16 protein-coding genes and 2 pseudogenes are annotated in these 19,464 nt (G+C 65.8%); 14 read left to right on the forward strand and 4 right to left on the reverse strand.

Features of this window, described 5'->3' with window-relative positions; all coding sequences use genetic code 11:
* Nucleotides 1-283 (reverse strand): annotated as a pseudogene (locus tag FKZ61_RS06410) (IS1634 family transposase); the annotation flags it as partial.
* A 340-nt stretch (nucleotides 284-623) separates the two neighbouring features.
* Between FKZ61_RS06410 and FKZ61_RS06415 the strand changes: the two are divergent.
* From FKZ61_RS06415 to FKZ61_RS06435, 5 genes are read left to right on the forward strand one after another with little or no spacing between them, the layout of a single operon-like run.
* A complete protein-coding gene (locus FKZ61_RS06415) occupies nucleotides 624-1,514 on the forward strand; it encodes a fumarylacetoacetate hydrolase family protein (protein WP_141609255.1) in 891 nt (296 codons plus the stop codon).
* Nucleotides 1,515-1,529: 15 nt separating this feature from the next.
* Nucleotides 1,530-2,513 (forward strand): NAD-dependent epimerase/dehydratase family protein, encoded by a 984-nt coding sequence (locus tag FKZ61_RS06420; protein WP_141609256.1) that lies wholly within the window; start codon nucleotides 1,530-1,532, stop codon nucleotides 2,511-2,513.
* A 13-nt stretch (nucleotides 2,514-2,526) separates the two neighbouring features.
* Entirely contained in the window at nucleotides 2,527-3,477 is a 951-nt protein-coding gene (locus FKZ61_RS06425; RefSeq protein ID WP_141609257.1) for an aldo/keto reductase, read from the forward strand.
* A 39-nt stretch (nucleotides 3,478-3,516) separates the two neighbouring features.
* Nucleotides 3,517-4,263 (forward strand): FadR/GntR family transcriptional regulator, encoded by a 747-nt coding sequence (locus FKZ61_RS06430; protein ID WP_141609258.1) that lies wholly within the window; start codon nucleotides 3,517-3,519, stop codon nucleotides 4,261-4,263.
* Nucleotides 4,244-5,221 carry an SMP-30/gluconolactonase/LRE family protein gene (locus tag FKZ61_RS06435; RefSeq protein ID WP_141609259.1) on the forward strand — a complete coding sequence of 326 codons (978 nt, stop codon included), beginning with the start codon at nucleotides 4,244-4,246 and terminating at the stop codon, nucleotides 5,219-5,221. The genes FKZ61_RS06430 and FKZ61_RS06435 overlap by 20 nt, the downstream gene beginning before the upstream one ends.
* Nucleotides 5,222-5,232: 11 nt before the next feature.
* On the opposite strand, the gene FKZ61_RS06440 is transcribed toward FKZ61_RS06435, so the two are convergent.
* Nucleotides 5,233-5,865 (reverse strand): CAP domain-containing protein, encoded by a 633-nt coding sequence (locus FKZ61_RS06440; RefSeq protein WP_141609260.1) that lies wholly within the window; start codon nucleotides 5,863-5,865, stop codon nucleotides 5,233-5,235.
* A 403-nt stretch (nucleotides 5,866-6,268) separates the two neighbouring features.
* Nucleotides 6,269-9,823 carry a S41 family peptidase gene (locus FKZ61_RS06445; protein WP_141609261.1) on the reverse strand — a complete coding sequence of 1,185 codons (3,555 nt, stop codon included), beginning with the start codon at nucleotides 9,821-9,823 and terminating at the stop codon, nucleotides 6,269-6,271.
* A gap of 359 nt (nucleotides 9,824-10,182) precedes the next feature.
* On the opposite strand from FKZ61_RS06445, the gene FKZ61_RS06450 reads away from it, so the two are divergent.
* The 4 genes from FKZ61_RS06450 (at nucleotide 10,183) to FKZ61_RS06465 (ending at nucleotide 13,932) form a co-directional block, all read left to right on the forward strand.
* Entirely contained in the window at nucleotides 10,183-11,454 is a 1,272-nt protein-coding gene (locus FKZ61_RS06450; RefSeq protein WP_170199354.1) for a carboxypeptidase regulatory-like domain-containing protein, read from the forward strand.
* A 39-nt stretch (nucleotides 11,455-11,493) separates the two neighbouring features.
* Nucleotides 11,494-12,483 carry a CAF17-like 4Fe-4S cluster assembly/insertion protein YgfZ gene (ygfZ, locus tag FKZ61_RS06455; protein WP_141609263.1) on the forward strand — a complete coding sequence of 330 codons (990 nt, stop codon included), beginning with the start codon at nucleotides 11,494-11,496 and terminating at the stop codon, nucleotides 12,481-12,483.
* Complete coding sequence (locus FKZ61_RS23885; protein WP_141609264.1) at nucleotides 12,480-13,337, forward strand: lipoate--protein ligase family protein; 858 nt, start codon at nucleotides 12,480-12,482, stop codon at nucleotides 13,335-13,337. The genes ygfZ and FKZ61_RS23885 overlap by 4 nt, the downstream gene beginning before the upstream one ends.
* A gap of 307 nt (nucleotides 13,338-13,644) precedes the next feature.
* Nucleotides 13,645-13,932, forward strand: a complete 288-nt coding sequence (locus FKZ61_RS06465) for a DUF503 domain-containing protein (RefSeq protein WP_141609265.1) — start codon at nucleotides 13,645-13,647, stop codon at nucleotides 13,930-13,932.
* 15 nt (nucleotides 13,933-13,947) lie between these two features.
* Here the strand turns inward: FKZ61_RS06465 and FKZ61_RS06470 are convergent.
* Nucleotides 13,948-14,376, reverse strand: a pseudogene (locus FKZ61_RS06470) (DUF1028 domain-containing protein); the annotation flags it as partial.
* 97 nt (nucleotides 14,377-14,473) lie between these two features.
* Between FKZ61_RS06470 and FKZ61_RS06475 the strand changes: the two are divergent.
* The 5 genes from FKZ61_RS06475 to FKZ61_RS06495 all read left to right on the forward strand — a co-directional run bounded on the left by FKZ61_RS06475 (nucleotide 14,474) and on the right by FKZ61_RS06495 (nucleotide 19,461).
* On the forward strand, nucleotides 14,474-15,760 hold the full coding sequence (locus FKZ61_RS06475) for a DegT/DnrJ/EryC1/StrS family aminotransferase (RefSeq protein ID WP_141609267.1): 1,287 nt from the start codon (nucleotides 14,474-14,476) through the stop codon (nucleotides 15,758-15,760).
* A 147-nt stretch (nucleotides 15,761-15,907) separates the two neighbouring features.
* On the forward strand, nucleotides 15,908-16,798 hold the full coding sequence (locus FKZ61_RS06480) for a DUF2334 domain-containing protein (protein WP_170199356.1): 891 nt from the start codon (nucleotides 15,908-15,910) through the stop codon (nucleotides 16,796-16,798).
* A gap of 37 nt (nucleotides 16,799-16,835) precedes the next feature.
* Complete coding sequence (locus tag FKZ61_RS06485; protein ID WP_170199358.1) at nucleotides 16,836-17,657, forward strand: creatininase family protein; 822 nt, start codon at nucleotides 16,836-16,838, stop codon at nucleotides 17,655-17,657.
* A gap of 22 nt (nucleotides 17,658-17,679) precedes the next feature.
* Nucleotides 17,680-18,810 (forward strand): mandelate racemase/muconate lactonizing enzyme family protein, encoded by a 1,131-nt coding sequence (locus FKZ61_RS06490; protein ID WP_141609270.1) that lies wholly within the window; start codon nucleotides 17,680-17,682, stop codon nucleotides 18,808-18,810.
* Between the two features lie 120 nt (nucleotides 18,811-18,930).
* Nucleotides 18,931-19,461 carry a hypothetical protein gene (locus tag FKZ61_RS06495; protein ID WP_141609271.1) on the forward strand — a complete coding sequence of 177 codons (531 nt, stop codon included), beginning with the start codon at nucleotides 18,931-18,933 and terminating at the stop codon, nucleotides 19,459-19,461.
* The last annotated feature ends 3 nt before the right edge of the window (nucleotides 19,462-19,464 follow it).

A 19,464-nucleotide genomic window follows, 5' to 3' on the forward strand; every position in this document is an offset into this window, starting at 1 on the left:
CGTCGCTGAAGTCCAGGGCCCGCACCTCCTGGTCGCTGCAGCGGCTCAGCGTCTCCAAACGCTTCTCCGCCCAGTCCTGGACGTGGTTCAAGCGGTGGTCACCTTCCGAAAGGATATGGCCCAGCCACATGGTGGCCGTCCACCCCAGGCTGAGCCCCTGCCAGTTGCCGTGGGTGGGGAAGAATTCGTCCAGCAGGAATGGCACCCCCATCCGTTCCATCTGGGCCAGCAGCAAGGGAATATCATCTACTCGTTCATTCGTTACTATCAGTCTCTCGCTCATGGCGAGAGTTTACTACAATCTGCTAAACCCATCTAGATTTGAGCGAACCATGAGAAATTAAGCCCGAAATTGAGAATACCCACCGGTTGACACCTCTTAACTATCGATGTTAGAATCGGCTGACATTGGTCAGACCATTTTGCCGATGGTCGTGGCCCCCATCTGCCTGGAAAACGTTTTCGCCCAGCGGGCGTTATATGATATATTTTCGTTGAATCACCTCTGGCTGGAAAACCCCGGTTGGTCCTGTCCGGCTCTGCCCGGCCAACAGCCAATCGACCACCGACGGGTTTCACCCTGTTGCAACCTTCAACCCATTATCTTTTGAGTAGGAGCACTCATGAAACTCGTGACGTTTAAACCGGCGGGAAGTACGCCCCAACTGGGCGTCGTAGTCGACGACCGGGTGATCAACCTGGTGGAAGCATCGGACGGTCGCCTGCCCGGCGACATGCGCTCATTCCTGGAGCTGGGCGAGGAGGCCATGGCCCTGGCCCGCAGCCTGGCCACCCCCGCCCTGGCCGACCGCCTGGGCGTCCCCCTGGACCAGGTCCGGCTCCTGGCGCCCATCCTCAACCCCTCCAAAGTCGTGGCCATCGGCCTCAACTACATGGATCACGTGCGGGAATCCGGCGGCCAGGTTCCCACCCTGGCCACCATGTTCGCCAAGTATCCCAGCGCCATCATCGGCCCCGGCGATGAGATCCGCTGGGATCCCGAGCTTACCAGCAAGGTCGATTTTGAGGCCGAGCTGGCCGTGGTCATCGGCAAGAAGGCCAAAGGCGTGGCCGAAGAGGATGCCTACGATTACATCGCCGGCTACATGAACTGCCACGACGTCAGCGCTCGAGACCTCCAACTGGAGAAGGGCGACCAGTGGATCATGGGCAAATCCCTGGATACCTTCTGCCCCCTGGGACCGTACCTGGTCACCCGGGATGAGATCCCGGATCCCCACAACCTGGCCATCCGCTGCGAGGTCAACGGCGTGGCCTACCAAAATTCCAGTACCAAAGAGCTGATCTTTAAGATCCCCTACCTGATCGCCTACCTTTCCCGGGGCATCACCCTGCTGCCCGGCGACGTCATCACCACCGGGACGCCCGACGGCGTGGGCGCCTTCCGCAATCCCCCGGTCTTCCTCAAACATGGCGACGTGGTCACGGTGGAGGTGGAAGGCCTGGGCCGCCTGACCAACCCCTGTGTGGAAGTGCGCTCCGGTGGCCGCTGAGCGGGAAGGCAACCCATGAGCCACGAAACATTTATGGTCACGGGCGCCATGGGGTGTATCGGCGCCTGGACTCTACGCAACCTGGTCCACGAAGACGTCCGGGTGGTGGCCACGGACCTGGCCACCGATCCCGTCCGCCCTCGCCTGTTGCTCTCTGAGGAAGAGCTGGCCCGGGTGACCTTCGTACGGCTGGATGTGACCGACCTGAAGCAGGTGCGGGCCACCGTGGAAGAGCACGGGGTCACCCACATCGTCCACCTGGCCGGTCTCCAGGTACCCTTCTGCCGGGCCAACCCCTCCCTGGGCGCCCAGGTGAACGTGGTGGGGACGGTCAACATCTTCGAGGCCGCCCGCCACAACTGGGGCCAGGTCCAGGGCCTGGCCTACGCCAGCTCCCTGGCCGTGCTGGGGCCGGGCCACCTCTACCCGGAGACGCCGGTGAAAGATGATGTGCCCCTTCACCCGGAGACCCTCTACGGTGTCTATAAGCAGGCCAACGAGGGCACAGCCCGCATCTACTGGCAGGATTGGCAGATCCCCAGTGTCGGCCTGCGACCCTACATCGTCTACGGCGTGGGGCGGGACCAGGGCATGACGTCGGACATTGCCAAGGCGCTGCTGGCAGTGGCCGCCGGACGGCCCTTCCACATCCGCTTTAGCGGCCCGGTGGCCTTGCAATATGCCGACGACGTAGCCCGCATCTTCATCGCCTGCGCCCGCTCGGGTTATCAGGGAGCGGCGGCCTGCAACCTGCGCAACGACGTGGTCCAGGTGGCCGATTTCGTGGCCCGGGTCCAGGAGCGCTATCCGCAAGCCCAACTGACCGTGGCCGAAGACAGCCCCTTGCCCTTCCCGGCCGACCTGGACGACAGCGGCCTGCGGGGGATCATCGGGTCCGTGCCCCACACCCCCCTGGACCAGGCCATCGATGCCACGGTGACGCACTTCCGCACCCTGATCGCCGCCGGCCAGATCGATCTGGGCCAACTGGAGAATTGACGGAACGGTTGCCATGATCCCGACGGCTACGCTGGGACGAAACCCCCTGCAGGTGTCCAGGTTGGGCCTGGGGACCGCCCCCCTCTCTGGGCTGTATCGACCTGTCTCCGACGAGGAGGCGGTCACAACCATCCAGTACGCCCTGGAGCAGGGGATTACCCTGTTCGATACCGCGCCCCTCTATGGCCGGGGACGCAGTGAAGCCCTTGTGGGCAAGGCCCTGGCCGGAATCCCCAGGGACCGCTATCAGCTTTCCACCAAGGTGGGGCGGCTGTTGAACCCCGAAACCGGGGAGATGGGCTTTGACTTCTCCCGGGATGGCGTCCTGCGCAGCCTGGAAGGAAGCCTGGCCCGGCTGCAGACCGACCGGGTGGAGATTCTGCACATTCACGATCCGGACAACCACCTGGAACAGGCGTTGGAGCAGGCCTATCCTACCCTGGTCGAATTGCGCCGCCAGGGGGTCATCCGGGCCGTGGGCGCGGGGATGAACCAATGGCAGGCCCTGTGGCATCTGGCCCGCCATGGGGAGTTCGACTGTTTCTTGCTGGCCGGCCGCTACACCCTGCTGGAGCAGGAGGCCCTGCCCTTCCTGGATTACTGCCTGGATGAGGGTATCGGCCTGTTGCTGGGCGGGGTCTTCAACAGCGGCATCCTGGCCACCGGCCCGGTGCCCGGCGCCCGCTATAATTACCGGGAGGCCCCCCCGGCCATCCTGGAGCGGGTCGCGGCCATCGAGGCCGTCTGCCGGCGCCACGGGGTACCCCTGCCAGCCGCGGCGCTCCAGTTTGCCCGCAGCCATGGGGCCGTGGCCAGCCTGGTGGTGGGCGCGGTCTCGCCCGACGAGATCGCCCAAAACCTGGAAGCCTGGCACCGCCCCATTCCGTCCGCCCTGTGGGAAGAGCTGCGCAGTCAGGCGCTCATCGCGCCGGGCGCGCCGATACCGTCGAGCCATGGGGCGTAGATGCCCATGGCCCTGTTGAGCAATTTGTAGAGGTGCCTGATGAGATCGGATGCTGGCGTGGTTTTTGGCGCCGTGAAGAAGAGCGCCATTTCAGAAGATATCGTGGCCAATCTGCTCTCCCTGATCCGGGAGCGGGAGCTGCGGCCTGGGGACAAGCTGCCGCCGGAGCGGGAGCTGGCCGCCATGATGCAGGTGAGCCGACCGTCCCTGCGGGAGGCCTTGCGGGCCCTCTCCATCATGAATGTGATCGAGATCCGCCAGGGGGATGGTACCTACGTCACCTCCCTGGAGCCCAACCTGCTCATGTCCCACCTGGATTTTGTCTTTGCCCTCACGGACGCCACCTTCCTGGAGCTGTTCGAGGCCCGCAAGATCCTGGAGCCGGGCATTGTGGCCATGGCCGCGGCCCGCATCACGGACGAGGAGATCGCCCAGCTGGAGGCGTGCCTGGCCCGCTCCATGGAAAAGACCCACGAGCCCGAGGCCTTCGTGGCCGCCGACCTGGAGCTCCATGAGACCATTGCCCGGGCAGCCAAGAACAGCATCCTGGAACGCTTCATGGCCAGTATCAGCCAGTTGGGCCGGGTGAGCCGGACGCGCACGGTCCAGTTGCCGGGGGTCATCCAGCGCTCCGTGCAGGACCATCAGGCCATCGTCCAGGCGCTGAAGGCCCGGGATCCAGAGGCGGCCCGCCAGGCGATGTTGCAACATCTGTTGAACGTGGAACGAGAATTGCGAGAACTGGGAGCCAGCCGGGATGACCACGATGACGACACAGCCCGTTGAACGCGACTGGGAAGGGGGGCCGGTCCGGTATCCTGATCCGGCCGTGGAGGTGTTGGACGAGCGCTTTCGCCCCTATCGGCTGGGCAACGCGGCCGTGGAGCGCCTCTTCACCGGCCTGCGCTGGGGGGAAGGGCCCGCCTGGTTCGGCGACGCCCGCCACCTGATCTTCAGCGACATTCCCAACAACCGCCTCCTGCGCTGGTCGGAGGAGACGGGCACGGTGACGGTCTTCCGCAGCCCCTCGAACTACGCCAACGGCAACACCCGGGACCGCCAGGGACGGCTCATCACCTGCGAGCACGGCACCCGCCGGGTGACCCGCACCGAGTACGACGGGCGCATCACCGTGCTGATGGACCGCTACCAGGGGAAGCGTCTGAACGCGCCCAACGATGTGGTGGTCCATTCGGACGGCGCCATCTGGTTCACCGACCCGGGCTATGGCTCCCTGTTGAACTACGAGGGGGAAAAGGGCGAGCAGGAGTTGCCGCCCTACGTCTACCGCCTGGATCCGGTCACCGGCCAGGCTACGGTGGTGGCCGATGATTTCGTCAAACCCAACGGCCTCTGCTTCTCACCTGATGAATCCCGGCTCTACATTGTGGATACGGGCGTCTCCCACACGCCGGGCGGGCCGTCCCACATCCGGGTGTTCGACGTGGTGGAGGGCCGACGGCTGACCAATGGCCGGGTCTTTGTGGAGATGGCACCGGGCACGGCGGACGGCATCCGCTGTGATGTGGACGGCAACCTGTGGGTGGCGGCGGGGTGGGGTGGCCCCGGCTACGACGGCGCCCACTGCTACGCGCCGGACGGCGTCCGCATTGGCCAGGTTCACCTGCCGGAGCCCTGCTCCAACCTCTGTTTTGGGGGGGTGAAGAAAAATCGCCTCTTCATGACCTGCGGCCAATCCCTCTACGCCCTGTACGTGGAAGCCCTGGGCGCCCAGTGGCCCTGAGCCCGGGCTTCCTACTCCCCTTCCGGCGGCGCGGTCAGGATCACCCAGTAGTGGACATAGGGACTGTTGGGATTGGCGGCGTAGCCGGCCCCGAACTCCACCTGTTCCCGGTAGAAGGGGTGTTCTCCCAACAGGTGGACCCGATGTCCGCTGGAGCCCATCCACTGTTCCCAGGTGGCCTGTGCTGTGCCATACCCCGCAGCGATGGACTCGATGTTGTTGCCATCTGGCGATAGGTCGTACCAATCCGGCAGATCGAAACCTGCTTGCATCACCAGGTAGTTGGGACCGTAGCCCTCCGGCGTGACGTGGCCGAAGTAGCCCCGGTTGGCCATGTCCTCGGCCCGCTGCCGGGCCACCGCGGCCAGCACGGGATGACAGCGCATCTCTGGCCGCTGCTGCTCCGGCGCGCCGGTCAGCAGATCGGCGATTTGCTGTTCCTGGGGACTGAGGTGGCATTCTGCCCGGGCACCGCTGGCGTCGTTGCCGGTGTTGGCCACCATGGGCAGGTAAATCCGGCTGGAAGGGGCAAATGGTTCGGCCGGGGCATCTTGGGCGTGGACGGACAGGATGGTGACGCTGGTTGCCAGGATGACAAGGAGCAGCAGACGAGCGCTGCGCATTACGAGGGCATCAAGATTCATGATGTCAGAAATTCCTCCGCCGATGTCGTCACGATTGAACGGCCAGTGGGAGCTGACTCGTCCCGGGTGCCTGGAGGACGGGTCAGAACCGGCACGCCCCGCCCCCCTCGGTGGCCCCTTCGGTGAGAAAGCGCCAAAACAGGTCCAAGTCTAGGCCATTCCATGGTAAGAGAAAAGTCTGGGCATCGTTTGGTGTTCTCCAGTTGGAGCCCCGATGAGTTTCCGGCGTATGCCATGCGCCTATCGGGCGTCTGGCAATCGTTACGTTTTGTTCAAGTTGTCGCTTTCTTCAGGCCAGCAACTTGTACTGTAGCGGAAGAAGGCGACGCAGCCCAGGGTCATCCGTCGTAGCCTGGGCTGCGTCAAACGCCTGAAGGGTACGATCTTTTGTCGCAGGGTGAGGTCAGGTGCGGGGGGGAAGCTTGGGCAGGGCCCGACTGGGCCGCTGATCCAGCTCCGGCTTCAGGATGGGGGTCTCCGCCAGCAGGCGGAGGATCTCGGCCACGGCTTGCTCCAGCTGGGGATCCCGTCCTTCCCGGTAATCCTGGGGGGTGATGTCCACCTCGATGTCCGGTTCGGTACCGTAATTTTCCAGCTGCCAGCCCACATCGGCGAACCAGAAGCTGTACTCAGGCTGGGTGGTGATGGTGCCGTCCACCAGGGGGTGTTTGGGCTCGATGCCGATGACGCCGCCCCAGGTCCGTTTACCCACCAGCGGCCCCAGCTTGAGGAGTTTGAAGCTGTGGCAGAAGATGTCGCCGTCGCTGCCGGCGTGCTCGTTGGTCAGGGCCACCAGGGGGCCGGCCACCGATTCGGTGGGGTAGGGGATCAGGCCACCCCAGCGGGAGAGGTCATAGCCGATGCGCCGCCGGGCCAGCTTTTCCAGGATGAGCTGGCTCACGTGGCCGCCGCCGTTGTAGCGCACGTCCACAATCAGCCCATCCCGCTCGATCTCGGCCAGGAAGCCCCGGTGGAATTCGGCGTAGCCCCGGGGGCTCATGTCGGGGATGTGGACGTAGCCGGCCCGGCCGTCGGTGGCTTCGTGGACGTAGCGACGGTTCTGCTCCACCCAACGACGGTAGCGGGCGGAGACCTCGCTCTCCAGCGCCCGCACGATGACCAGGCGGTTGCCCGGGCGAGACGCCTCTGGCCCTTCCCCGTTGCTGCCGCCTGCCCCATCCTGGGGGCGGGGCGCCAGGGTCAGGAGCACCTCGTTGCCGGCCTGGTTCACCAGAAGCTGGGACGGGCTGACCTCCGGTCCCAGGGGCTGGCCGTTGATGGCCAGGAGCACGTCGCCCACCTGGACATCCACGCCCGGCGCGGCCAGGGGGGAGTTGGCCTTGGGATCCCACGGATCCCCCAGGATGATCTCGTCGATGCGGTAGCCGCCTGCCTCCGGCGCCCAGCTAAAGTGGGCGCCCAGGAAGCCCTGGCCGTAGTAGGGGCGGGGGCGGTAGTCGCCGCCGAACTCGTAGGCATGGCTGGTGCCCAGCTCCCCCTGCATCTCCCACATCAGGTCGCTGAATTCGCCCCGGGTGCTGACCCGTTCGATGAGCGCGTAGTAGCGGTGGTAGACGGTCTGCCAATCCACCTGGGACATGTCCTCGGTCCAGAAGTGATCCCGCTGTAGCCGCCAGGCTTCCCGCAGCATCTGCTCCCATTCCCGCTGGGGATCGACGGAGACCTTCACCCGCCGCAGGTCGATCCAGCCGGTGCGCCGGGGCGGTCCACTCTGGGTGGGCGCCTTCTGGCCGGCGGCAATCACCCGCAGGCGCCTGCCGCTGGTGTAGAGCACCTTCTTGTGGTTGCGGGAGATCTGGAAGGAGCTCACATTTTCGGCCAGGGTCTCTGTCTTGTACTCTTTGAAATCGTAGGCCCGCAGGGTGCCGGCCTCTTCTTCCTCATCATCCCAGCCGGTGTCGTCGTCCAGCTGGCCGTGGATGGGCAGGACGGTGAAGAGGGCCTTGTTGGGCAGGCCCGCGATTTGGCCGTAGCGGCTGTCGGGGACAGGGAACGCCAGGACCCGCCGTTCGATCCCCTCCACATCGATGCGGATGGGCTTGACCTTTTTGCGTTGACCGCCGTTGCCGGGCTGGCCGTTGCGCGGGGCCGGGTCGGCCGGGGGTGGAGATGCGGCCCCGGTGGCCCGACGGCCGCCGGCCTGGTAGGCCTCGTCCTCTGAGTCGTCGGCTTCGTCGTCCTGGTCGTCTTCTTCCGGCTCTTCGTCCTCTTCCTCCGGGGTCTCCTCTTCGCCTTCGTCCTCTTCCTCGAGCTCCTCCCCTTCTTCTTCGGCTTCCTCGTCTTCCTCTTCATCCGCCTCGTCCCAATCCGGCTGGGGGACGAACGGGTTGGGCAGGTCGGCCTGGAGGGTCACCAGGTAGGGGCGCATGCCCCAGGGGAAGCCCAGGTCGAAGTGGAGACCGTCGTAGACGGGGTTGAACTCCCGGTAGCTGAGGAAGTAGAGGTACTTCCCGTCCGGGTCGAAGGCGGGCTGGACGTCGTGGAGCACAGGCCGGGTGACGGTGTAGATCTGGCCCTGGGACGCCTCCGACGGATCTTCGGCGCTGCCCCCATCCCCTTCTCCCGCGGTTTCGGCGGGCTCCGGCAGGCGATAGAGGCGGATCTCGGTGGTGCGCATGGTGGCGCCGAAGCCGTAGGCCAGCCAGCGCCCGTCGGGCGACCAGTCGAAGCCGGCGATGTTCCAGTAGGGGCTGCGGTCCACTACGGTGGCGCTGCCCTGCTCCAGATCCACCAGGATCAGCTCGTGGCGGTGATTGGTGAGGGCCAGCTTGTCGTCGGTGGGGGAGACCTTCAGCTCCACCACCCGGCCCAGGTCCAGGCCTTCCAGGCGCCGGGGTTCACCTGTGCCGGTGATGTCGTAGATCTCCAGGGTCTCCTCCCCGGGTTCGTCGCTCACCACCACCAGATGCCGCCCGTCGTTGAGCCAGTCCGGCTGGCGGTAGCGGACGCCGTCCCGCTTGCCGTGTTGAATGACCGGGCCTTCGTGATTGGCAAAGGTGAAGATTTTGCCCCGGGTGGTCATGGCGATGGCCTTGCCCGAGGGGTGGAGCCGGGCGCAGTCCATGTAGCGGCCGGCGTCCACAAATTTGCGGTTGCGTTGGACCCGGGGGCTGTGGTAGGCCACGTCCACCTGGTGTTCCCGATCCGCGACCGGGTCGTAGACGTAGAGATCGGCGCCCACGTGGTAGACGATGCGGCGGCCATCGCTGCTGGGGTTGCGCACGTAGTAGGCTTCGTGGTCGGTATGGCGATGGAGGTCGCTGCCGTCAGGTCGGCAGCTATAGAGGTTGCCGATGCCCTCGTGGTCGCTGACGAAGAAAATGCGGGATTCGCCGGTGGCTTCCAGCCACATGGGTGAGGCGATGTTGCCCTGCAGCTCGGGCAGGAAGCGTTCGAAATGGCCATCGCCCTTGCGGTCGATCCAGAGGTGGCCGGCGGTGCCGCCCCGGTAGCGCTTCCAGCGGGCGGGGTCGCCGGTGTTGCGGCCGATGACCACCTGACCCGCCGGCCCAAAGGCGATGGAGCGGGCCGCGCCGTAGGGCAGGGGCTCGACAGCCCCGTTGGGGCAGTCGGCGCGGATGGTGAAGAGGGCCATTTCCGCCGGAACCACCTGCCCGTAGTTGCTGGTGAAGATGATGCGTTCGCCGTCGGGCATCCAACCCACTACCCGGCAGTTACTGCTCAGGTAGGTGAGCCGTCGGGCCGGCCCACCCGGGGCCGGCATCACATAGACTTCGGGGGCTCCCTCTTCCCGGCCCACAAAGGCCAGGAGCTGGCCGTCCGGGGACAGCATGGGATAACTCACCTCGCCCAGGTTGCTGGTCAGGCGCCGGGCGGTACCGCCGCTGGCCGGCACGTGCCACAGGTCGTCTTCCGAAACGAAGACGATGTCTTCCTGGTGGATGGTGGGGAACCGGTAGTAGCCGGATGTGGTCATGGTTTGGCCTCGATGGGTTGTTCGTTTTACCTGTGCAATGTCTGTTTCATATCCGTAAAATCATAGTATAGCGCCGATAAGATCCGGCGGCCAAATAGTCGGAAACCGGGGGGAGGGTTGATTGTGGTGCATCCGATTCCGGGCTATAATGTCCTACTGCTCTGGCAGAAGAGATTCGCCTACAGCAAAGGATCTCGCCGCAGCCATGCGGACGAGCAAGAGGACAGAGAGACCATGCCAGGGCAACTTTCAGCGTTCCCGGTGCCCGGAAGTGTGCGTACAGGGAATTCCCACATCGATTACCTGGACGGGTTGGCATGAAGCTTCGTCGTAGATGTCCCGGTAGATGTCCCGTTTGGATGGCCGTGGCGGCTGGGCTGATCTTGGGCCTGGGCCTGATGGCCGGCTGCGCGCCCTCGCCCGAACTCAATGTCCTGGGCTACCTGGTGGCCCGGCGGCTGGGCACCCTGGACCCTGCCGCCCAGCACCGTGGCCCGGTGGGGAGCCTGGAGGGGATCGTGACTTCCGGCGGTCGTCCCCTGGCCGGGGCCACGGTGGTGGTGGCAGAGCGCCTGGGCCGCCCCCACGCGGCGCAGACGGACGCCGCCGGCCGCTTCCGCCTGGATGGCATCCCTGTGGGTCAGTACGTGCCGGCAGCCGTGGCGCCAGGTCACCAGGAGATGGTCCCCCGAGACTGGCTGGGCCTGGCCCGGCTGGTGACCATCCGGGGTGGCCAGGTGACCCAGGCGCCGCCCCTGGCGTTGCAGCCCTACCTGCCGCCGCCCCTGCCCGAAGACCTGGCCGGAGCCGTGGCGTTGACCCACACCGGCACCTGGACGGCCACCACCAATTTCCCACCGGGGGCCGCGGCTCAGGTGATGGCCTTTTCCTTCCAGTGGGCAGGCGCCCAGGTCGATTCCCTGCGCCTCTACCTGCCTCCGTCGGCCCAGGAGGGGGAATCCTTCCCGTGGCTTTTCATGGTCTATCCCACCCACGTGGATAACTGGCAGCCGGTGAGCGTGGCCTTTGCTTCCCAGGGATACGCCATGGTGGCCATCTCGCCTGTGGGGGAGCGGGGCATGGACATTGACGCTCATACCCGGGATGCCCGGGTGGCCTTTGAGCTGGCCCGGCAGGGCGCGCTTTCCCGGCACATCTTGTCGGGGCAGGCCATCTTCCTGGGCGGGAGCTTCAGCAGCGCCATCGTGCCGCGGCTCCTGCGGGACGTGGGGGAACATGCCGCGGCCTGGGTCAGCGTGGGGGGGATCAGCAACGCCTTCTCCCTGGCGGCCGACTTTTATGCCGGCCGGCTGGAGATGCCGCCCCAGTACGAGCTGGCGGTGCCGGCCCTGGGGCCGCCCAACGTCTATCCGCTGCCTTTCCTGCGCGCCTCGCCGGTCTACTGGGCCGGGGATCTGCCGCCGACCATGTTGGTGCATACCGACGCTGACCGCATCGCGCCCATCACCCAGGCCTACGAGTTCGAAGCCGCCCTGCGCGCGGCCGGCGTGCCGGTGCAGGTGTATTATTATCAGGATGTGAGCCATTACCTGCAGATCGGAGAGGACCTGACGGACGTGGGCGTGGAAATGTACTATCGTATTCTGGAGTTCATCGAGGTCTACCGGTGATGCAGCCGGTGACCCAGAGCCTGTGAGGATAGGAGCATCATGACCGAATCTGTGACGACTGTTCGCCAGGACGAATACGCCGCCCTGCAGGAGGGTGTGGCCTTGCAGGAGCGGCCGGACGCCGGCGTGTTGCGGTTGACCGGGGCCGATCGTGCCGACTTTCTGCACCGCATGACCACCAATCACATCAACGGGCTGCGGCCTGGTCAGGCGGCAGTGACGGTACTCACCAGCCCCACGGCCCGGATCCTCTTTGTCTTCACCGTCATCTGCCGGCAGGAGGATCTCCTGCTGCTGGCGGCACCCCACCAGGCCTCGGCCCTGGCCCGACACCTGCGTGGGCAGATCTTCTTCATGGATCAGGTGAGTGTGGAGGATCTCAGCGCCGGCTACCTGCAGCTCCGGCTGATGGGGCCCGCCGCCGGGGAGATCCTGCAGAACCTGGGCTTTACGTTGTCCCAGGCGCCGGAGGGGCAGTGGCAGGAAGTGGATGGCCTCCTGGCCGTCCGCCAGATGGCGTACGACGTGCCGGGCTTTGCCCTGGCGGTGCCGACCGACAAAGGGGCTGAGTGGGTGGAACGGCTGGTACAGATGGGAGCCCTGCGCCTGGAGGCAGATGCGGCCTACACGGCTCGCCGGGTGGAGCTGGGGCGTCCGGCGCCGGGCCATGAGCTGGTGGAGGCCTACAACCCCCTGGAGGCGGGGCTGGCCTGGGCCTGTGCCGAGAACAAGGGGTGTTACACCGGCCAGGAGATCATTGCCCGCCAGATCACCTACGACAAGGTGACCAAAACCCTGGTCGGCCTGCGCTGCCAGGCACCGGTGGCCGAGGGGGCCGACATTCTGGCCGACGGCCGCGCCGTGGGCACGGTGACCACCGCGGCCTTCAGCCCGACCCTGGGGGAACCCGTCGCCCTGGCCGTCGTCCGTCGCTCCCACAATGGTGCGGGTACCCCGGTGACGGTGGATGGCATCGAGGCGGAGGTCGCGTCCCTGCCATTGATCCAGCCAGAGGGGTCGGGATCATGACCAACGACGTGTTACCGGCCCTGGAACCGGCTACCTGGCGCCTGATCGTGGACGAGGCCCCCCGCTCCGGTGCAGCCAACATGGCTCTGGACCAGGCGGTGGCAGAGGCCTGTGCCGCTGGGGAGAGCCTGCCCACCCTGCGTTTCTACCGGTGGGAGCCGCCGGCGGTCAGCCTGGGCCGTCACCAGCGCATCGAGGAGATCGATCTGGAGGCCGTGGCTGCCCGGGGCTACGAAGTGGTGCGCCGCCCCACCGGCGGACGGGCCATCCTCCACATCGATGAGTTCACCTACTCGGTGGCTGCGCCCGCCCAGGAGCCTCGGGTACGGGGCAGCGTGATGGACGCCTATCTCCGGCTGAGCAACGCGCTGCTGGCGGGGCTCCAGGCCCTGGGGGTGGCAGCTGAGAAGGCTGGCGGCCATGTGCGGGCAGGTCCGGATGTTTCGGCGGCCTGTTTCGAGGTGCCCAGCGCCTACGAGATCACCGCGGGGGGGCGGAAGCTCATGGGCAGCGCCCAGAGCCGCCGGGCCGGCTACGTGCTGCAGCATGGCAGCCTTCCCCTGGTGGGCGACATCGGCCGGCTGGTGGATGTGTTGCGGCTGGAGCCGGCAGCCGCCGCACGGCTGCGCCAGGAGCTGGTGAACCGGGCCTGTACCCTGGCCCAGGCCCTGGGCGTGGCCGAGGACGCCCCCCAGGTCCAGTTCGAGCAGGTGGCCCAGGCCATGGCTGAGGGCTTCCGCACGGTGCTGAACCTGACCCTGCAGCCCGGCCAGCCCACCCCCGCCGAGCTACGCCGGGCAGCCCAGTTGATTCGGGAGCGTTTTGCCGATCCCGAGTGGACCCATCGCCCTTGAGTTTCGTTTTCGGCCCCAGATTGCCCAGATAACACGGATTCCACAGATCAAGCTGGATGAAAATCTGTGTCCATCTGTGCAGTCTGTGGATCCAATTGGCGAAGACCGTGTTCCCAGAGTGGAGTCGGCATCTTGTCCTGAGGGAACACGGATTGACCCGGATTGGGCGGCCCGGTCTCCTGGTCGGACATCTGCGCCAAACGGGACGGGAACCCATGTCACGCAGGGATGCGTGACCTATGGATCGTGATGAAAGTGGTTTCGACAGCGGAGTCATCCTTGTTCTCCCTTGGCGGGAGCATCAACCATGGCCGTTGGACTGCTGACCCTGGAATTGTATCTGCCCCTGAACGACAGCTTGAAGGGCAAACGGGGCATCCTGAAGCCCCTGATCGCCCGCCTGCGCCGGGAGTTCAACGTCTCGGTCTGTGAGGCCGACGCCCAGGATGTGCTCACCCGGGCCGTATTGGAGGTGGTGTGCGTCAGCCAGAACCGCGCGCTGGCCCACCGCCATCTCCAGGCGGTGGCCAATCGGGTGGAGAGCTGGCGCATGGATGCCCAGCTTATCGATTATTTCATCGAGATGCTGGATTGATTGGCGGGGACCGGTTCAATATTTGACCCGACTGAAGAGGCGGAGCCCTTCCTGGCCATACTCCTGCTCGATCTGGCGGGCATGTTCCACCACCAGGTCGTAAATGCGCCGGAGTTCCGCCACAGGGTTTGGGTGGCCGTCCACCCGCAGGTTGTGGTACATGCGTGGGGCGGGGCTGGCCACCAGCAGGGCTGCTGACTGCTTCCCCCGCTTGTCGCCACCCGCCTGCTGTCCGGCCTCCAGCCCTTGCAGCAGGCAGGCGCTCAACGCTTCCCCTTGTTGGGCGGCAGCTTCGAAGGCCCTGGCCATGGCCTCCACCACCTGGGGGCCGACCAGCATATTGCCGGCCACGGTGTAGTGATGTCCCGCTTCGTGACCGGCCCATGCCACACACAAGTCACCGGTGAAGGTCATTGTTTGTTTGTTTGTTTTTGCTTGTTGACGACTTTTTTTATCTCCAGTATGATCTCTGGCAGCATTACCCCGAAGACTCCCGTCGACCGTTCACCCGCCCCTTTCCCAACCGAAGGACGAACCGATCATGTATCCATCCCCAGAGGCTTCAGAGCATGCGCTGGCCATCCACGGGGCGCCGCCGGCCAAGCGACGGCCAGATCCACCCATGTTCCCGGGTGGCATGGCCATTGACCAGGAGGAAGAAGAGGCGGTGCTGGAAGTGCTCCGCTCGAAACGGCTCTTCCGCTACTACGGGCCCGGCGATACCCCGTCTAAAGTGGAAGCCCTGGAGCAGGCCTTTGCCCAATTCATGGGCGTCCGCTACAGCGTGGCGGTCACCTCGGGCACGGCTGCGCTGACCTGCGGCCTGCACGGCATCGGCGTCGGGCCCGGCGACGAGGTGATCGTCCCGGCCTACACCTGGATCGCCTCGGCCGCCGCAGTGGTCAGCGCCGGGGCCATCCCCATCGTGGCGGAGGTGGACGACACCCTGTTGCTGGATCCGGCGGATGTGGAGGCCAAGATCACCCCCTACACCCGAGCCATCATGCCGGTCCACATGCGGGGCGCGCCCTGCCCCATGGACGAGATTCTGGCCATCGCCCGCAAGCACAACCTCCAGGTCATCGAAGACACGGCCCAGGCAGACGGCGCCAGTTACCGGGGCCAGCGCCTGGGCACCTTCGGCGATGTGGGCTGCTTCAGCCTCCAGTTCAACAAGATCATCACCTCCGGCGAAGGCGGCATGGTGGTCACCAACGACCAGGAGGTCTGGAAGCGGGCGCTGATGTACCACGATGTCATCGCACCCCAGCGGGCCGGTATCCCCACGGAGGAGCTCCTCTGTGGCACCAACTACCGCATGCCGGAGCTCCTGGGCGCGGTGGGCCTGGTGCAGCTCCGGCGTCTGGATGGACTGCTGGCGGCCATGCGCGCCCGCAAGCAGATGATCCAGGCCGGCATGGCCGACGTGGCCCGGCGCAAGGGCATCACCTTCCGACGCCTCACCGACCCGGAGGGGGACGCCGCCATCGCCCTCATCTTCTTTGTGGACACGCCAGAGACAGCCCAACGGGTGGCCAAGGCCCTGCAGGCGGAAAACATCGGCGCCAGCACCCTCTACCACCCCGACCACCTGGACTACCACGTCTACGCCCACTGGGTGCCCATCCTGGAGCAGCGGACCTGGACGCCCAGCGGGGGGCCTTGGCGGAACGCCCGGCGGGAGATCCGCTACCACAAGGACATGTGCCCCCGCAGCCTGGAGCTGCTGGGCCGGGCCGTCCACCTGAACGTCAGCCCCCTGCTCACCAACGAAGATGTGGAGGAGACCATCGAAGGGTTGAACCGGGTGCTCCATGCGCTGGCGTGAAGTGTGGGGTGCCGCACGTAGGTCATGTATCCCGGCGTGACAGGGATGCAGGGAGCCCGGGCACGCCTGTCCGGCCAGGAGGCCGGACCTACGGTGTGGCGTGTAAGTCACGCATTCCAGCGTGACGATGGTGCTGGGGAGAACCGTATGACCACCTTTGTCTGGAGCATTGACGATGCGGGGGCGGGCGACCACGCCATGGTGGAATCCCTGCGCCGCATGTGTGCGTTTTTCGATTCCCGCGGGCTGCCATCCACCTGGTTCGTGGTGCCCAAGGCCCGGGGCAAGCCCCTCTCGGCCGAGTGGCAGGAGGCGTTGGCCATGGCCCGGGACGCCGGCCACGACCTCCAGCTCCACGGTCTGACCCACGAGGATTGCTACGAGTTTGGCCCGCCCGCCTGGCCCGCCACCAGCATCGTGCCCACCATGCAGGAGGAGTTCGACCGGCGCCGGGACGAGTTGCTGCCCCGCTACACGGTGGAGAACCTGCGGGCGCGCCTGGAGGAAGGCCTGGCCATCTTCGAGCGGGCGCTGGCCATCCGCCCCACCGTCTTCCGGGCGCCCTGTGGCGCCATCTCCAAGGCCATGTTCGCCGCGCTGGCGCAGGTGGGCATCCGCTATCACACGGTGATGTACCTCAGCGGCGGCTACCAACACCTGCCCCACAACAGCGGCGTGTTGGCGCAGCCCTGGACGACGGCCATCCCCCACCGGCCCTTCCGCTGGTACAGCGACGTGGTGGAGGTGCCCATTCTCAACGAGTACACCTGGCGGGGGGCGGGTCAACGCAGCCAGGAGTTCATCGACCTGGCCCGCCAGGAAGTGGCGCGCATCGCCGCGGTCAGCCCGGTGGCCGTGATCCTGATGCACACCCACGGCATCGCCGACGATTACGACCACGCGTTTCGGCTGGTGGACGCGGTGGCCGAACAGGTTCTGCGCCAGAGCGACCGCTTCGCCACCCTGGGTGAGCTGGCTGCGTCCGGCGAGCTGGATGCGGCGGCCCTCGACACCGGCCCGGACATTTTGTCCTTCTAACCACCACCTTCTACCCCATTACAAGGAGCAACCCGTTATGAGCGCCGCCACCGAGTATCGCTACAACCGCCTGACCTGGGCGGAGATGAACGAGGCCATCGCCATGCAGAAGGTGGTCATCCTGCCCACCGGCTCCACCGAACAGCACGGCCGTCACCTGCCCCTGGATGTGGACGTCTTCCTGGCCGAGTCGGTCTGCCTGGAGCTGGGGCGCCGCATCCCCGACAAGGTGCTGGTGCTGCCGCCCATCGCCTATGGCCTCAACCTGCACCACATCGACTTCCCCGGGACCATCCACATCGAGCCAGAGGTCTTCATTGCCTTCTGCCTGAACATCACCAAGAGCGTGGCCTATCATGGCTTCAAAAAGATCCTCATCGTCAACGGCCATGGCTCCAACACCCCCCTCATCGACCTGGTGGCCCGCAAGACGGTGCTGGAGACCGATTCCCTCTGCGCGGCCGTGAACTACATCAGCCTGGCCATGGAGGCCTTCAACCAGGTCAAGGAGACCGCGGTCATGGCCCACGCGGACGAGTTCGAAACGTCCCTCTACCTGGCCCTGGCGCCGGAGCGGGTGCAGATGGACAAGGCCGGCAAGGGCGACGATGTCATGGGCAAGTATATGAGCTCCGACAGCATGTACACCTATCCGGTGCGTTTCAACGACTACTGGGGGCGCTGGACCAACCTGGGCGTCCACGGCGACGCCACCAAGGCCACCGCCGAAAAGGGCCAAGTCATCCTGGAGGCGGCGGTACAGGCCCTCATGGAGATTGTGGACGAGTGGCGGGCCTGGCCCATCGCCCCCCGGTCGGACCAGCACACCGGGCCGGTCCAGTCCCACATCCGCTGGTGACCGCGACAGGAAGGCTGCCAAAATGAAGATCCGAGAAATCCACGCCATTGGCCTGCGGGGCATGACGCCGGAGGGCGGCTGGAGCAACGAGATTCGCCCGGAAGATTGCGTCCACACCCTCATCGCGGTCACCACCGACGAGGGCGTGACCGGCTGGGGCAGCGTCTTCACCAACGACGGCCTGGTGCAGGCGGCCCTGCGGGTGCTGGAGCCCCTCTATGCCGGCGAGAATGCCCTGGAGCCGGAGCGGGTCAGCGAGAAGCTGCATCAGCATATGTTCTGGCTGGGGCGGGGCGGCACCATCACCCATACCATCAGCGGCATCGACATCGCGCTCTGGAACATCCTGGGGCAGGCCACGGGCCAGCCGGTGGGCCGGCTGTTGGGCGGCCGCTACCGGAAGCGGGTGCGCCCCTATGCCTCCCTGCTCATGGATCGGCCGGAGCCGCTGCGGGATCATCTGCTGGCCATCAAAGACCAGGGCTTCCGGGCCTTTAAGATGGGGTGGGGGCCCTTTGGCCGGGTGAGCCACGCCCTGGATGAAGCCATTGTGCGGGCCGCCCGGGACGCAGTGGGGCCGGATGCCCTGCTCATGGTGGATGCGGGCGGCAGCGATGCCTACTGGGGCAACGGCTACAAATGGGCCCTGCGCACGGCCCAGATGCTGGCCGAGTACGACGTCTACTGGTTCGAGGAACCCCTCTCGCCCGATGCGCTGGAGGACTACGTGCAGCTGCGCCGGGCTGCGCCGGTGCCCATCGCCGGCGGCGAGGTGTTGACCCGGCGCCAGTCCTTCCAGCCCTGGCTGCAGGCCGGCGCCTTCGACATCGTCCAGCCGGACGTGACCAAAGTGGGGGGCATCAGCGAAGAGCGACGTATCGGCTGGATGGCCCAGGAAAACGGTGTGCGCTTCATCCCCCACGGCTGGAACACGGCCCTGGGGCTGGCCGCCGACCTGCAGCTGGCCTCAGCCTTTGCCCACACGGACCTGGTGGAATACATCACCGGCTCACCCTACATTGACGAGCTGGTAGACGGGGGCTGGCACCTGGACCCGGACGGCATGCTGGCCATCCCGGATGGTCCGGGCCTGGGCATTCAGCTGGACCTGGACGCGGTGGCCCGGTACGGCGGTGGGTTGCCCGCACTTTGAGCTTCCAACACCGGCCTTATTTCGTTCATTTGGCGAATTATCGATTCCGGGTATAATAGACCCACCAACCCCTGACAACAGGTACCACGCCGCGACGCCACTTCAACTGCGGAGATACCCATGCCTTTCAAGGTGAAAAAACGTGGCAAGTTGACTTACTACTACGAAGGCGATGACCCGGTGCTTTCCAACCTGGTGGTGGAGGAGCTGCCGGATGGGGACCTGAAGATCTATTTTTCGGGCCTCACAGGCGGATACTCTGCCACCAACGTGCTGGGGTTGGACACCGTCACCTTCATGGACCCCGAAAAGGAGATCCCCCTGGTCTTTCAGTGCTGGGAGAAGTGGCTGCAGGAAGCCGGCATCTGCGAGTCCATCGCCGAGGTGGATTTCGTGGAGATCCACGCCTTTGGCTGTCAGCCCAAGAGTCCCAGCCCCCTGGTGGATCCGGAGGGCTACGTGCGGGAGCAGGAGCGACTACGGGCTGCCTACCGCACGGCGTACAGCAATTTCTTCAAGACCCATTGTCCGGACAACGGTCTCCCGGCCCGCTTCACCGTGCATGTGGTGGACGTGCCGGATCGGGCCGCTTCGTACGAGTTCTACGGGGTGGCCCTCTACCAGAAGCAGCTTCATCCCCCTTCGGATTGAGCC

The organism is Litorilinea aerophila (assembly GCF_006569185.2).
GTDB lineage: Bacteria > Chloroflexota > Anaerolineae > Caldilineales > Caldilineaceae > Litorilinea > Litorilinea aerophila.

Bases quoted from the DNA above. Each gene is read 5' to 3' on its own strand.
- FKZ61_RS06435 (WP_141609259.1), top strand. From the start codon at position 4,244: ATGACGACACAGCCCGTTGAACGCGACTGGGAAGGGGGGCCGGTCCGG.
- FKZ61_RS06465 (WP_141609265.1), top strand. From the start codon at position 13,645: ATGGCCGTTGGACTGCTGACCCTGGAATTGTATCTGCCCCTGAACGAC.
- FKZ61_RS06450 (WP_170199354.1), top strand. From the start codon at position 10,183: ATGGCCGTGGCGGCTGGGCTGATCTTGGGCCTGGGCCTGATGGCCGGC.
- FKZ61_RS06480 (WP_170199356.1), top strand. From the start codon at position 15,908: ATGACCACCTTTGTCTGGAGCATTGACGATGCGGGGGCGGGCGACCAC.
- FKZ61_RS06445 (WP_141609261.1), bottom strand. From the start codon at position 9,823: ATGACCACATCCGGCTACTACCGGTTCCCCACCATCCACCAGGAAGAC.
- FKZ61_RS06415 (WP_141609255.1), top strand. From the start codon at position 624: ATGAAACTCGTGACGTTTAAACCGGCGGGAAGTACGCCCCAACTGGGC.
- FKZ61_RS06440 (WP_141609260.1), bottom strand. From the start codon at position 5,865: ATGAATCTTGATGCCCTCGTAATGCGCAGCGCTCGTCTGCTGCTCCTT.
- FKZ61_RS06420 (WP_141609256.1), top strand. From the start codon at position 1,530: ATGAGCCACGAAACATTTATGGTCACGGGCGCCATGGGGTGTATCGGC.
- FKZ61_RS06430 (WP_141609258.1), top strand. From the start codon at position 3,517: ATGAGATCGGATGCTGGCGTGGTTTTTGGCGCCGTGAAGAAGAGCGCC.
- FKZ61_RS06485 (WP_170199358.1), top strand. From the start codon at position 16,836: ATGAGCGCCGCCACCGAGTATCGCTACAACCGCCTGACCTGGGCGGAG.
- FKZ61_RS06475 (WP_141609267.1), top strand. From the start codon at position 14,474: ATGTATCCATCCCCAGAGGCTTCAGAGCATGCGCTGGCCATCCACGGG.
- ygfZ (WP_141609263.1), top strand. From the start codon at position 11,494: ATGACCGAATCTGTGACGACTGTTCGCCAGGACGAATACGCCGCCCTG.
- FKZ61_RS06425 (WP_141609257.1), top strand. From the start codon at position 2,527: ATGATCCCGACGGCTACGCTGGGACGAAACCCCCTGCAGGTGTCCAGG.
- FKZ61_RS23885 (WP_141609264.1), top strand. From the start codon at position 12,480: ATGACCAACGACGTGTTACCGGCCCTGGAACCGGCTACCTGGCGCCTG.
- FKZ61_RS06495 (WP_141609271.1), top strand. From the start codon at position 18,931: ATGCCTTTCAAGGTGAAAAAACGTGGCAAGTTGACTTACTACTACGAA.
- FKZ61_RS06490 (WP_141609270.1), top strand. From the start codon at position 17,680: ATGAAGATCCGAGAAATCCACGCCATTGGCCTGCGGGGCATGACGCCG.